At 62.2% G+C, this 12,815-nt stretch carries 13 protein-coding genes; 6 read left to right on the top strand and 7 right to left on the bottom strand.

Translation table 11 applies throughout. From position 1 onward, the window contains the following. Window positions 1-124: 124 nt before the first annotated feature. Window positions 125-1,309 carry an acetylornithine transaminase gene (locus QYH69_RS01355; protein WP_308830123.1) on the top strand — a complete coding sequence of 395 codons (1,185 nt, stop codon included), beginning with the start codon at window positions 125-127 and terminating at the stop codon, window positions 1,307-1,309. A 19-nt stretch (window positions 1,310-1,328) separates the two neighbouring features. After that, window positions 1,329-1,838, top strand: coding sequence for a GNAT family acetyltransferase (locus QYH69_RS01350; RefSeq protein WP_308830122.1), 510 nt, complete (start codon window positions 1,329-1,331; stop codon window positions 1,836-1,838). Between the two features lie 151 nt (window positions 1,839-1,989). Here QYH69_RS01350 and QYH69_RS01345 read toward each other — a convergent pair whose 3' ends face one another. From QYH69_RS01345 to QYH69_RS01315, 7 genes are all read right to left on the bottom strand, one after another. Continuing rightward, entirely contained in the window at window positions 1,990-2,706 is a 717-nt protein-coding gene (locus QYH69_RS01345; RefSeq protein WP_075155966.1) for an ABC transporter ATP-binding protein, read from the bottom strand. Continuing rightward, window positions 2,706-3,482 carry an ABC transporter ATP-binding protein gene (locus QYH69_RS01340; RefSeq protein WP_308830121.1) on the bottom strand — a complete coding sequence of 259 codons (777 nt, stop codon included), beginning with the start codon at window positions 3,480-3,482 and terminating at the stop codon, window positions 2,706-2,708. Before QYH69_RS01340 ends, QYH69_RS01345 begins: the two co-directional genes overlap by 1 nt. A gap of 16 nt (window positions 3,483-3,498) precedes the next feature. After that, window positions 3,499-4,668, bottom strand: a complete 1,170-nt coding sequence (locus QYH69_RS01335; protein ID WP_308830120.1) for an ABC transporter ATP-binding protein — start codon at window positions 4,666-4,668, stop codon at window positions 3,499-3,501. Between the two features lie 36 nt (window positions 4,669-4,704). Beyond that, window positions 4,705-5,655 (bottom strand): branched-chain amino acid ABC transporter permease, encoded by a 951-nt coding sequence (locus tag QYH69_RS01330; protein WP_308830119.1) that lies wholly within the window; start codon window positions 5,653-5,655, stop codon window positions 4,705-4,707. Window positions 5,656-5,880: 225 nt separating this feature from the next. Beyond that, window positions 5,881-7,119: a branched-chain amino acid ABC transporter substrate-binding protein gene (locus QYH69_RS01325; protein WP_308830118.1), complete on the bottom strand. Its 1,239-nt coding sequence runs from the start codon at window positions 7,117-7,119 to the stop codon at window positions 5,881-5,883. Window positions 7,120-7,686: 567 nt separating this feature from the next. Next, window positions 7,687-8,646, bottom strand: a complete 960-nt coding sequence (gene ispH / locus QYH69_RS01320; protein WP_308830117.1) for a 4-hydroxy-3-methylbut-2-enyl diphosphate reductase — start codon at window positions 8,644-8,646, stop codon at window positions 7,687-7,689. Window positions 8,647-8,648: 2 nt separating this feature from the next. Further along, entirely contained in the window at window positions 8,649-9,104 is a 456-nt protein-coding gene (locus QYH69_RS01315; RefSeq protein WP_075155961.1) for a peptidylprolyl isomerase, read from the bottom strand. 269 nt (window positions 9,105-9,373) lie between these two features. Here QYH69_RS01315 and radC point away from each other — a divergent pair, with 269 nt between their 5' ends. From radC to nadB, 4 genes are all read left to right on the top strand, one after another. Continuing rightward, window positions 9,374-10,207: a DNA repair protein RadC gene (gene radC, locus QYH69_RS01310; protein WP_308830116.1), complete on the top strand. Its 834-nt coding sequence runs from the start codon at window positions 9,374-9,376 to the stop codon at window positions 10,205-10,207. Window positions 10,208-10,530: 323 nt separating this feature from the next. Beyond that, a complete protein-coding gene (gene rpmB / locus QYH69_RS01305) occupies window positions 10,531-10,764 on the top strand; it encodes a 50S ribosomal protein L28 (protein WP_075155960.1) in 234 nt (77 codons plus the stop codon). An 11-nt stretch (window positions 10,765-10,775) separates the two neighbouring features. After that, complete coding sequence (gene rpmG / locus QYH69_RS01300) at window positions 10,776-10,943, top strand: 50S ribosomal protein L33 (RefSeq protein ID WP_087733803.1); 168 nt, start codon at window positions 10,776-10,778, stop codon at window positions 10,941-10,943. A 221-nt stretch (window positions 10,944-11,164) separates the two neighbouring features. After that, complete coding sequence (nadB, locus tag QYH69_RS01295; RefSeq protein WP_308830115.1) at window positions 11,165-12,772, top strand: L-aspartate oxidase; 1,608 nt, start codon at window positions 11,165-11,167, stop codon at window positions 12,770-12,772. Window positions 12,773-12,815 lie beyond the last annotated feature (43 nt).

Raw genomic sequence — 12,815 nt, 5'->3', positions numbered from 1 at the left:
GGATCATGAAAGCCACGGCATGCCGTGGCTTTTTTGTTTGGCGTGTGGCTTTTTCTGTTTGCATATTGCATTCCCTTACCGCTCTCTTGCGTTCTTCTTTCCCTGCTGCCCGGAGCCCGTCGCCATGAATTTCAATGAGTACCCGATCGAGTCGCTGATGTACATCACGAACCGGCCCGAAGTCGTCTTTACGCACGGCAAGGGTTCATGGCTCTACGACAATACCGGCAAGCGCTACCTCGATTTCATTCAGGGTTGGGCCGTCAACAGCCTCGGGCACTGCAACGAAGGCATGATCGAAGCGCTCGACAAGCAGGCGCGTCTGCTGATCAACCCGTCGCCCGCGTTCTACAACGAACCGATGGCGCAGCTCGCGGGGCTGCTGACGCAGCACAGCTGCTTCGACAAGGTGTTCTTCGCCAACAGCGGCGCCGAAGCGAACGAAGGCGCGATCAAGCTCGCGCGCAAGTGGGGCAAGAAACACAAGAACGGCGCGTACGAGATCATCACGTTCGATCACAGCTTTCATGGCCGTACGCTCGCGACGATGTCGGCAAGCGGCAAGGCCGGCTGGGACACGATCTACGCGCCGCAAGTGCCAGGCTTCCCGAAGGCCGATCTGAACGATATCGCCTCGGTCGAAAAGCTGATCAACGAGAAGACGGTCGGCGTGATGCTCGAACCGATTCAAGGCGAAGGCGGCGTGATTCCGGCAACGCGCGAGTTCATGCAGCAACTGCGCGCGCTGACGAAAAAGCACAACGTGCTGCTGATCGTCGACGAAGTGCAAAGCGGCTGCGGCCGTGCAGGCACGCTCTTCGCCTATGAGCTGTCGGGCATCGAGCCCGATGTGATGACGCTCGGGAAGGGCATCGGCGGCGGCGTGCCGCTCGCCGCGCTGCTTACGAAAAACGAATTCGAAGTGTTCGAGGCCGGCGATCAGGGCGGCACGTACAACGGCAATCCGCTGATGACGGCGGTCGGCTATTCGGTCATCTCGCAGCTGAGCGCGCCGGGCTTCCTCGAAGGCGTTCGCGAACGCGGCAACTATCTGCGCGCGCAACTACTCGATCTTTCGAAGGAACGCGGCTTCGAAGGCGAACGCGGCGAAGGCCTGCTGCGGGCGCTGCTGCTCGGTAAGGACATTGGCAGCCAGATCGTCGAAAAAGCGCGTCTCATGCAGCCGGATGGCCTGCTGCTGAACGCCGCGCGACCGAACCTGCTGCGCTTCATGCCGGCCCTCAACGTCACGAACGACGAAATCGACCAGATGATGAAGATGCTGCGTACCGTGCTCGATTCGCTTTGACCAATAACTGAGTGTGCCTATGACTACGCCTGCGACGTCGAACCCGAACGGAATCTCGATCCGCTGTTTCGCCGAGAGCGACACCGAACAGGTGATCGCATTGTGGCGCGACGCGTTCCCCGAATACCGCGATCCGACGCGCCCGCAGCGCAATCCGCAGTTGTCGATCGCGAACAAGCTCACGACGCAGCCCGAACTGTTCTTCGTCGCGATAGACGATGAACGTGTGGTCGGCACCGTGATGGCTGGCTATGACGGGCACCGCGGTTGGATGTATTCGCTCGCGGTGGACAGCGCGCGGCGCCGGCGCGGCATCGGCACACAGCTCGTGCGGTACGCCGAAGCGGCGCTCGCGGCGCGCGGCTGCCCAAAAGTGAATCTGCAGGTATTGAGCGCGAAGGGCGAGATCCGCGCGTTCTACGAACGGCTCGGTTACAGGATGGATGACGTAGTCAGTCTCGGCAAGCGGCTTGGCGAACTCTCCGATCACGCTTCGAGCGACCGCGCCGGGGCGCCGCAACCTGCTTGACTCGCCATGCGCGCGTGACAAAGCGCAAATAGAACGGATCGAATAGCCAAAAACAAAGGGCTGCGTGCATCGCCTGCGCGCAGCCCTATTTCTATTCGCATCGGCACCCGGCTACCTGAAGCCGGGCAAGCAGTGCCATCAGCTTACCTGCTCACTCGCCGAGATACGCCGCACGCACCTTGGGATCGTCGAGCATCTGCTTCGCGTCGCCCGACATCGTGACCGTGCCCGAGTCCATCACATAGCCGCGATTCGCAGCCTGCAATGCGAGACGCGCATTCTGTTCGACGAGCAGCACCGTCAAGCCTTCCTTCGAAATCTCGCGCACCACTTCGAAGATCTTCTCGACCATGATCGGCGAGAGCCCCATCGACGGTTCGTCGAGCAACAGCAGCTTCGGCTTGCTGATGATCGCACGCGCCATTGCGAGCATCTGCTGCTCGCCGCCCGACAGCGTGCCGGCCAGCTGCGTCGCGCGTTCCTTCAGTCGCGGAAAGAAGCCGAACATGCGGTCGACGTCCTTTTTGATGCCGTCGTTATCCTTGCGCAGATAGGCGCCCATCTGCATGTTCTCGAGGATCGACATGCGCGCGAAGATGCCGCGGCCTTCGGGCACCATCGCGAGCCCGCGCTTCAGCAGCTCGTGCGCGGGCAGGCCCTTGATCGACTGGCCCATATACTCGATATCGCCGGCCGAGTACGGCTTGAGACCCGTGATCGCCTTCATCGTCGTCGTCTTGCCCGCGCCGTTCGCGCCGATCAGCGTGACGAGCTCGCCCTGCGCGACTTCCATGTCGACACCCTTGACCGCCTGGATGCCGCCGTAGTTGACCTGCAGGCCCTTGATTTTCAACATCGCCGTAGCCATCAGTGGACCCCCGCGCCGAGATATGCCTCGATCACCTTCGGGTCCTTCTGCACGTCTTGCGGCAGACCCTCGGCGATCACCTTGCCGTAATCGAGCACTGTCATGCGGTTGCACAGGCCCATCACCAGTTTCACGTCGTGTTCGATCAGCAGGATCGTCTTGCCGTCGCTGCGGATCTTGTCGAGCAGCTTCGTCAGTTCGACCTTTTCGGTCGCGTTCATACCGGCCGCCGGCTCGTCGAGCGCGAGCAGCTTCGGATCGGTCGCGAGCGCGCGCGCGATCTCGAGGCGCCGCTGGTGGCCATACGACAGGTTGCGCGACGTGTAGTCCGCGTATTGCAGCACGCCGACATACTCGAGCAGCTCGAGCGCGCGTTCCTTGATCTCGCGCTCTTCCTGGCGCTCGGCCGGCGTCTGGAACACCGCGCCGAACAGGCCATGCTTCGTGCGCACGTGACGGCCGACCATCACGTTCTCGAGCGCGGTCATGCCGCCGAACAGGCGGATGTTCTGGAACGTACGCGCGATGCCCGCTTTCGCCACCTGATACACCGCGGTCGGCGTGTAGTTTTCGCCGTCGAGCTTGAATTCGCCGGAATCCGGCGTGTAGAGGCCCGTAATCACGTTGAAGAACGTAGTCTTGCCGGCGCCGTTCGGGCCGATCAGTCCGTAGATCGAACCTTCCTCGATCTGCAGGCCGACGTCGGACAGCGCCTGCAGGCCGCCGAAGCGTTTGTTCACGCCCTTCACGGACAGTCGAATGTTTTTATCGCTCATGTGTTTCTCCCCGGCCTTATGCGCGCACCGGCTTCTTGCCGCTGCGTTTGGCCAGCTTCGCAATCTTGTCCTCGTGCTTCGGCGACGGCCACAGGCCTTCCGAGCGGTACAGCATGATGAGCACCATCGCGAGACCGTATAGCAGCTGACGGATCACTTCGGTATCGACGATTTCATGGCCGAACAGGAAATGCTGCAGCGGGCCCATCGTCGAGCGCAGGAATTCGGGGAACACCGCGAGCAGCACCGCGCCGAGAATCACGCCCGGAATGTGCCCCATGCCGCCCAGCACCACACAGGCGAGCACCACGACCGATTCCCAGAACGTGAACGACTCGGGCGACACGAAGCCCTGGAAGCCCGCGAACATCGCGCCCGACAAACCGCCGAACGACGCGCCCATCGCGAACGCGAGCAGCTTCACGTTGCGCGTGTTGATGCCCATCGCCTTCGCGGCGATCTCGTCTTCGCGGATCGCAGCCCACGCGCGGCCGATACGCGAGTGCTGCAGACGCGTACAGGTCCAGATCACGAGCAGCGAGCACAGCACGAACAGGTAGTAATACATGTACACCGACGGGAACGTGAACCCGAACAGCGTATGCGTTTGCGACAGGTTGAAGCCGGCGACGTGCACCGGATCGATGCCGGTGATGCCCTTCGGCCCGTTCGTGATGTTCACGGGACGGTCGAGGTTGTTCATGAAGATCCGCACGATTTCACCGAAGCCCAACGTGACGATCGCGAGGTAGTCGCCGCGCAGCCGCAGCGTCGGCGAACCGAGCAGCACGCCGAACAGCGCCGCGAGCGCCATCGCGAGCGGCACGACGATCCAGATCGGCGCGTGCAGGCCGTTCGGGAACATCGCGGCGATCCACGCGAACTGGGACGTGAGGTGCGGCGACGTAAGCAGCGCCGCGGTGTACGCGCCGATCGCGTAGAACGCGATGTAGCCCAGATCGAGCAGGCCGGCAAAGCCGACCACCACATTGAGGCCGAGCGCGAGCATCACGTACAGCATCGCGAAGTCGAGCACGCGCACCCAGTAGTTGCCGCCGGCTGCGCCGATGATCATCGGCGCAGCGATCACGAACACCGCCGTGATGATGCCCACCACCAGCGTCTTCGTAACGTTCTTCTCGGGGATGAGCGTCGTGGACGGCTCGATCGGTTGAATTGAGGTCATGGTTATCTACTCCTGTTGGCCCGATATCGCCCGAGGTCAGGCACGATCCGCAACACGTTCGCCGAGCAGACCCGACGGACGGAACACCAGCACGACGATCAGCACGACGAACGCAAACACGTCCTGGTAGTTACTGCCGAAGACGCCGCCGGTCAGGTTGCCGATATAGCCGGCGCCGAGCTGTTCGATCAGGCCGAGCAGCACGCCGCCGACCATTGCGCCGCCGAGGTTGCCGATACCGCCGAGCACCGCCGCGGTGAACGCTTTCAGGCCCGGAATGAAGCCCATATAGAAGTGCGCGTTGCCGTACTCGGATGCGATCATCACGCCGGCCAGCGCGGCAAGCGCGGAGCCGATCATGAAGGTCGCGGAAATCACGAAGTTCGGATTCACGCCCATCAGCGATGCATTGGCCGGGTTCTCGGCGATCGCGCGCATCGCGCGTCCGAGCTTCGTCTTGTGCACGAGCAGCAGCAGGCCGGCCATCACGACGAACGCCACGACGATGATCACGATTTCAGTCATCGAGATCACGGCGCCGGGGTTGGTGTCGGTCGCCTTGATCACGTTGATCGGGTCGGTCGGCAGCAACTGCGGGAAAGCGAGGGGATTGCGGCCCCAGATGATCATGGCGATCGTCTGCAGCAGGATCGATACGCCGATGGCCGTGATCAGCGGCGCGAGACGCGGCGCGCGGCGCAACGGCCGGTAGGCGACGCGCTCGATCGTGTAGCCGACCACCGAGCACACGCAGGCGGCGATGATCAGCGCAATACAAAGCGTCGGCACGTTACCGAGGCCCGGGAAGTGATTCTGCAACACGCCGATCGCCGACAAGGCGACCATCGCGCCGATCATCAACACATCGCCGTGTGCGAAGTTGATGATGCCCAGAATGCCGTACACCATCGTATAGCCCAGTGCGATGATGGCGTAGACGCTACCAAGCACCAGTCCGTTGATGATCTGCTGGATGAAAATATCCATTTAATGCTCCTTGGCCCGTGCGACTGGATTCACGTTCACGACCGGCCGGGTTGGCGGTCGTGCATTACGGAATCGCAACGGCACTGCGGTACTGATATAAAAGACCGGTAAGGGTTATTCGTATCGAACACGCGCGCGGCTGGGTCGCAACCACGCCCGCGTTCGATGCGGATGCAAAAACGGCACCGATGGATGGTTCGGTGCCGCCACGCTTTATTCCCGTCATTACATCTTCACGACGTCGAGAACGGTTTTCTTGCCGTCCTTGAAGTCGTAAAGCGTAATGGCGCCTTCTTTCAGATCACCCTTGTCGTCGAATGCGATGTGACCGATTACCCCGTTGTAATCGGTGGACGGCATCGCAGCCAGCACCTTGGGCGCGTCGATCGAATTGGCGCGCTTCATTGCGTCGACGATCACGTATACGGCGTCGTACGTGAACGGTGCGTAAATCTGCACCGGCGTGTGAAAGCGCGCGTCGTACTTCTTCTCGAAGTCCGCGCCACGCTCCATTTTCGAAAGCGCCAGTCCTGCTTCCGAACATACGAGGTTCTGCACGGCTTGACCCGCCAGTTCCTCTACCTTGTCGGTGCACACGCCGTCGCCGCCAAGGATTTTTGCCCTGATGCCGAGCGCCGCCGCCTGTTTGGTGAACGGTCCGCCCGTTGCGTCCATGCCGCCGTACATGATCACGTCCGGCTGAACGCTTTTGATTCTCGTGAGAATGGCCCGGAAGTCGGTTGCCCGGTCATTCGTCGCCTCGCGCGCGACGATCGTCGCGCCGCTCGCCTGCACGGTCTTCGCGAATTCGTCGGCGAGACCTTTGCCATATGCGGTCGCATCGTCGACCACCGCGATCCGCTTCGCGTTGAGCGCCTTCGTTGCATAGTTCGCGAGCGCGGGACCCTGCTGTGCGTCGGTCGCAACCACACGGTAGGTGGTCTTGAAACCCTGCTGCGTATAGGCAGGATTCGTCGACGACGGCGAAATCTGCACGATGCCCGCATCGCTATAGATTTTCGACGCCGGAATCGACACGCCCGAATTCAGATGCCCGATCACGGCGACCACGTGATCGTCGACGAGCCGCTGCGCGACCTGGGTGCCCGTTTTAGGGTCGCCTGCATCGTCTTGCGCATCGAGTTCGAGCTGGATCTTGCGGCCGTCGATCGTAAGACCCTGCGCATTGATTTCCTCAACCGCAAGCCGCGCTCCGTTTTCGTTGTCCTTGCCCAGATGCGCAATAGGGCCAGTCAGCGGCGCCGCGTGGCCGATTTTCACGATAGTCGCCGAATTCGAGTCGCCGTTTGCCCCGCTCGCGCCCGTCGGCCCTGCCGACGCAGCCGCGGCCGTCGCTGCTGCCGATGCCGCCGTGCTCGCTTCACCGTCGTTCTTCTTGCTGCACCCGGCCGACATCACGACCGCGGCCGCGATAGACACGGCGAAAGCAAACTTGAAATGCATTAAATAGGTCTCCTGCGCCTTGCAAAATCCGATGTTCCGAAGCGCCTGAAGCCTTAAGAACGCGCGCATTGTAACTCCAATTATGGGATGGGCAATATTCTTGAATGCGCAGGGTTTTCCTGCATTGCAACCGCTTTTTGAGATCCGTATCGCGCATTTGGCGCAACCGGGTTGCAATGCATTTTCATGCCGCAGTTGCACCATTTGAGACAACACCGCGTTTTGCTTGCGAGCCTTATGGCTGAAGGAGAGAACCGGCTTTTCGAACGACGCTGCGCCTGCTCCGCGCACCAAAGTCGGACGACTTCGGAAGCACCAATTCGGTGCGAAATGGGACGGCATTTACCGCTTTCCGAACACTTAAATAGGGGAACGATTCGCGGTTCGTCACCAAATTACGCCGCAAATTTGGTAAAAACTGTGCGCGCAGACACACCAGGAGTGGCTTTCAGGTGTGATATGGAACTTATTTATCGAATGCCCGGTTGAAAAAAAGCGCGTCGTCGACGCGGTCGGGACGCGCTTTCTTCGACGCGACCGGAGCCGGTCGCTCCGATCGCCTTGACCTCAGGCCGGCAAACCGAGCCCGCGCGGTAGCGGGAACGCGATGTTCTCCTCGATACCGTCGAGCGCGCGCACGTTGCGCACGCCCATCTCGCGCAGACGGCTGATCACGGCCTGCGCAAGCGCTTCCGGCGCCGAGGCGCCCGCCGTGACGCCGATCCGTTTCTTCTCCACGACCCAGTTCGGGTCGATCTGGTCCGGCGAATCGACCATATACGCAGGCACGCCGAGCTTCTCCGCGAGTTCGCGCAAGCGGTTCGAGTTCGAACTGTTCGGGCTGCCGACCACGATGACGACGTCGCACTGCGGCGCCATGAATTTCACGGCGTCCTGACGGTTTTGCGTCGCGTAACAGATGTCCTGCTTCTTCGGCTCGCGGATCTGCGGGTACTTGGCCTTCAACGCCGCGATGATTTCCGCGGCATCGTCGACCGACAGCGTGGTCTGCGTGACATACGCGATACGGTCGGGGTCGGCGAGTTCGAGCGCCTGCACATCCTCGATGTCTTCGACGAGGTACATGCCCCGCTCGGTCTGACCCATCGTGCCCTCGACTTCGGGGTGGCCCTTATGGCCGATCATCACGATGTCGAACCCTTCGGCGCGCATCTTCGCCACTTCGATATGCACCTTCGTGACAAGCGGACAGGTTGCGTCGTAGACGCGCAACCCGCGCGACTCCGCTTCGGTGCGCACCGCCTTCGACACGCCGTGCGCGCTGAAGATGACCGTGCTGCCCGACGGCACTTCGTCGAGCTGTTCGATGAAGATCGCCCCCTTTTTGCGCAGGTCCTCGACCACATACGCGTTATGGACGATTTCATGGCGCACGTAGATCGGTGAGCCATACAGTTTGATCGCGCGCTCGACGATCTCGATGGCGCGGTCGACGCCGGCACAGAACCCGCGTGGCTGCGCCAGCAGGATTTCCGTTTCGGCGAGAGTCGTGTCCATGATGCTCATGTTTACAGGATTCCGATGATTTTCACTTCAAACGCCAGCGCCTGGCCGGCGAGCGGGTGATTGAAATCGAACAGGGCTGAGGTTTCGCCGACCTCTTTCAGCACGCCCGCGTAGCGGCCACCACCGGGCGCATTGAATTCGACGAGATCGCCGGGAGAAAAATCCTCACCGATCATGCTGTTTTCGCGCAGCGTGGCAAGCGACACGCGCTGGATCAGATCCGGATTGCGCGGGCCGAAGGCCTGCTCGGGCGTTAGCCGAAAGGTCGAATGGTGGCCGACCTTCAATCCCAGCAGAATATCTTCCAGCGGCGGCGCCAGTTGGCCTGCCCCCAAAAGCAGCGTGGCCGGCTTGTCGGCGAAGGTGTTGACGATCTCGGCGCCCTCGGCAAGCGAAAGCCGGTAATGGAGCGTGACGTGCGAACCCGGTTTCACTTCGGAGATGTCGATGATGCTCATGCAGTACTCGTTCGGTCGGAAGGCGCCGGGCGCCGCAGCGCCGAGCGGCCGTCAACGAGGCGGCCCTCGGCAGTGCGCGTGCGCCGCGGTGCATCCGGCGCGCCCTGCGGCTGCGCGTGTAGCGCGGCGCCGGGGTGTCTTACGCGAGCACGCCCCATGTCGGGGCACCCCGCGCAAAGGATCTATTGTAAGCCACATATCCGTGACCGGTCCGGACCGCTCGCCTGCGGCGCGAAGCCGCGTCACACTTCGCCGGGGAGGCTGCTGAAATGAACGACGGTATCTGCATCGCGCGCGAGCACGCGGCGCCGGGCTTTTTGCCGGTGCTGCAGGACCCTGCGCTGCCCGACGCTGCGTTGCCGGAGCCCGCCTTGGCAGCCCCGGCGTCCGTCGAGCCGGTGGCCCTGCCTGCGAAAAAAACCAAACGCCGCCGGCGGGGCGCGTCGCCGAAGGACGACTTGCCGCGCGAGCGGCTGCTCAAGCAGGGACCGAGCGTGTTGTCGAACGCGGATCTGATCGCGGTCATGCTTTGCACCGGCCAGACGGGCCACAACGTGTTCGAGATGGCGCGCACGCTGGTGGGGCGCTTCGGTTCGATGCGGGCCATCCTCACTGCAACCGAAGACGACTTCGAAGGCCTGCACGGCATTGGCCGCGCCAAGATCGCGCAGTTGCTCGCCGTCATCGAAATGGTCCGGCGCGCGCTTCTCGAGGAACTCGAAACCCGGTCGCTGCTCGACTCGCCGCAGGCCGTCGACGACTATTTGCGTCTGACGATCGGCGGTCAGCCGCACGAAGTGTTCTACTGCCTCTACCTCGACGCGCGGCACCGGCTGATCCGGGCGGAAGAGCTTACGCGCGGTTCGCTCACGCAGATGGCCGTCTACCCGCGCGAAATCGTGCGGCGCGCGCTGCTGCTGAACGCGGCGGGCCTGATCGTCGCGCACAATCATCCGTCGGGCGCGGCGAAGCCGAGCGCCGCCGACCGGCAGCTCACACGAATGCTGCGCGACGCGCTCGCGCTCGTCGACGTGCGGTTGCTCGATCATGTCGTCGTCGGCGCGAAAGACGTATACTCCTTCGCCCGCAATGGCCTGCTTTGAATCCGCTTTGACTCCGCTTTGACTCCGCGTTGACTCATTCCGCGACCGCTTCGCGCGATTCCCGGCGGCAAAAAGTTTGATTTTGCGGGTTTTTTTCTGCTAGAATCGCGGTTTGCCTCTTTCCAACCTGTAACCCTGTTCGAAGCGCCTTCCAAGGTCTTCCGGAACGGACGGGAATCAACGGCAGAATCGCATGGCGGCGCGGAACTTCACAGCGTGTTGTTTCGAGCAGCGCAGTCAGAGCGAACAGTCGCCCCGGCGCCTCTTCCAGAAGCTTATACGGCGTTCGGGCTCAGAATTTAAAGCGTATTAGGAGTGCTCTCATGGCACGCGTATGCCAAGTAACTGGGAAAGCGCCGATGAGCGGCAACAACGTTTCCCACGCGAACAACAAGACCAAGCGTCGTTTTCTTCCGAATCTGCAAAGCCGCCGTTTCTGGGTTGAAAGCGAGAATCGTTGGGTGCGCCTGCGCGTTTCGACCGCCGGCCTGCGCCTGATCGACAAGAACGGTATCGACGCTGTGCTCGCAGACCTGCGCGCACGCGGCGAAGCGTAAGGAGCTACATCATGGCGAAAGGCGCACGCGACAAGATCAAGCTGGAATCCACTGCCGGCACGGGTCACTTCTATACGACCACGAAGAACAAGCGGAACATGCCCGAAAAGATGGAGATCAAGAAGTTCGATCCCGTCGTACGCAAGCATGTCGCGTACAAGGAAACCAAGATCAAGTAAGTCTGGTTCCTTCAAAAAATGCCCCGCCCAGTGCGGGGCATTTTTATTTTCGCGGGTCGATTCACCGCTATCCGCGCTGTCCGCCGACTCTTCCCTACGCTTGCTGGTTTTCCCCATCGGCCGATCGGCCAGCTTTCCCTCGGGGTCAGTGGCGCGTATGCTCTTTGATTTCCTACGGGCAAGCGGCATACCCATCGCCGCGCCAGCAAAACATGACGGAGATGCAGCAGATGAAATTCGATGTAGCAATTGTCGGAAGCGGTCTTGCCGGATTGAGCGTCGCGCTGAACCTCGCGCAGTCGCGGCGGGTGGCGGTCATCGCCAAGCGGTCGCTGACCGATGGCGCGAGCGACTGGGCGCAAGGCGGCATCGCAGCAGTGCTCGATTCCGCCGACAGCGTCGAAAACCATGTGCGCGACACGCTGGTTGCGGGCGGCGGGCTATGCGACGAAGCGGCTACGCGCTTTATCGTCGAGCACGGCCGCGAAGCGATCGAATGGCTGATCGCACAAGGTGTGCCGTTCACCAAAGACGACGCGGCCGAGCTCGGCTTTCATCTCACGCGCGAAGGCGGCCACAGTCATCGGCGCATTATTCACGCGGCGGACGCAACCGGCCACGCTGTCGTTGCGACGCTCACCGAACGGGTCCGCGCGCATCCGAACATCACGCTGCTCGAAGATCACCATGCGATCGATCTGATCACGTCAGATCGCCTTGGTCTACCGGGCCGCCGCTGCCACGGCCTCTACGCGCTCGATCTCAATACCGGCCGCACGGTCACGATCGAAGCGCCGCACACGGTGCTCGCCACGGGCGGCGCGGGCAAGGTGTACCTGTACACGACCAACCCCGACACCGCGACCGGCGATGGCATCGCGATGGCATGGCGCGCGGGCTGCCGCGTTTCGAACATGGAGTTCATCCAGTTCCATCCGACGTGCCTGTTCCACCCATACGCAAAGTCGTTTCTGATCACCGAAGCGGTGCGCGGCGAAGGCGGCCTGCTGAAGCTGCCGGACGGCACGCGCTTCATGCCCGCTCACGACGAGCGTGCCGAACTGGCGCCGCGCGATATCGTCGCCCGGGCGATCGACTTCGAGATCAAGAAACGCGGCATCGATTGCGTGTATCTCGACATCAGTCATCAGCCGGCCGCGTTCCTGCACGAGCACTTCCCGACCATCCTCGCGCGCTGCCTCGAGTTTGGCATCGACATCACGAAGCAGCCCATTCCGGTGGTGCCCGCGGCGCACTATACCTGCGGCGGCGTGGTGACGGATCTCGCGGGCCGCACCGATGTGGCCGGTCTCTATGCGGTCGGCGAAACGTCCTGCACCGGTCTGCACGGCGCAAATCGACTCGCCAGCAACTCGCTGCTCGAGTGCCTCGTGATCGGCCGCTCGGCCGCTGCGGCAATCGAACAGGAAGGCTTTCGCGCAGCCGTCCACGCGCAGTTGCCCGAGTGGGACGAGAGCCGCGTGTCGGACCCGGACGAGGAAGTCGTTGTCGCGCACAACTGGGACGAATTGCGGCGGCTCATGTGGAATTACGTCGGCATCGTGCGCACCGACAAGCGTCTCGCGCGCGCCAAGCATCGGATCTCGTTGCTGCGCGACGAGATTCACGAGTTTTACGCGAACTTCAAAGTCAGTCGCGACCTGCTCGAACTGCGCAACCTCGTCGACGTCGCGTCGCTGATCGTCGAAGGCGCGCGGTCGCGGCGCGAAAGCCGCGGTCTGCATTTCAGCCGCGATTGGCCAGACGCATTGCCGAAGGCACTGCCGTCCGTGCTCACGCCAAAACGCACGTCGAAGCGCACGCTGTAACGCAACCATCAAAACGAAAGGCCATCGCGCACAGCGTGTACGC

The organism is Paraburkholderia sp. SARCC-3016 (genome assembly GCF_031119615.1).
GTDB lineage: Bacteria > Pseudomonadota > Gammaproteobacteria > Burkholderiales > Burkholderiaceae > Paraburkholderia.
This window is presented reverse-complemented; position numbering and strand designations above follow the sequence as displayed.

Bases quoted from the DNA above. Each gene is read 5' to 3' on its own strand.
- QYH69_RS01355 (WP_308830123.1), top strand. From the start codon at position 125: ATGAATTTCAATGAGTACCCGATCGAGTCGCTGATGTACATCACGAAC.
- QYH69_RS01350 (WP_308830122.1), top strand. From the start codon at position 1,329: ATGACTACGCCTGCGACGTCGAACCCGAACGGAATCTCGATCCGCTGT.
- QYH69_RS01345 (WP_075155966.1), bottom strand. From the start codon at position 2,706: ATGGCTACGGCGATGTTGAAAATCAAGGGCCTGCAGGTCAACTACGGC.
- QYH69_RS01340 (WP_308830121.1), bottom strand. From the start codon at position 3,482: ATGAGCGATAAAAACATTCGACTGTCCGTGAAGGGCGTGAACAAACGC.
- QYH69_RS01335 (WP_308830120.1), bottom strand. From the start codon at position 4,668: ATGACCTCAATTCAACCGATCGAGCCGTCCACGACGCTCATCCCCGAG.
- QYH69_RS01330 (WP_308830119.1), bottom strand. From the start codon at position 5,655: ATGGATATTTTCATCCAGCAGATCATCAACGGACTGGTGCTTGGTAGC.
- QYH69_RS01325 (WP_308830118.1), bottom strand. From the start codon at position 7,119: ATGCATTTCAAGTTTGCTTTCGCCGTGTCTATCGCGGCCGCGGTCGTG.
- ispH (WP_308830117.1), bottom strand. From the start codon at position 8,646: ATGAGCATCATGGACACGACTCTCGCCGAAACGGAAATCCTGCTGGCG.
- QYH69_RS01315 (WP_075155961.1), bottom strand. From the start codon at position 9,104: ATGAGCATCATCGACATCTCCGAAGTGAAACCGGGTTCGCACGTCACG.
- radC (WP_308830116.1), top strand. From the start codon at position 9,374: ATGAACGACGGTATCTGCATCGCGCGCGAGCACGCGGCGCCGGGCTTT.
- rpmB (WP_075155960.1), top strand. From the start codon at position 10,531: ATGGCACGCGTATGCCAAGTAACTGGGAAAGCGCCGATGAGCGGCAAC.
- rpmG (WP_087733803.1), top strand. From the start codon at position 10,776: ATGGCGAAAGGCGCACGCGACAAGATCAAGCTGGAATCCACTGCCGGC.
- nadB (WP_308830115.1), top strand. From the start codon at position 11,165: ATGCAGCAGATGAAATTCGATGTAGCAATTGTCGGAAGCGGTCTTGCC.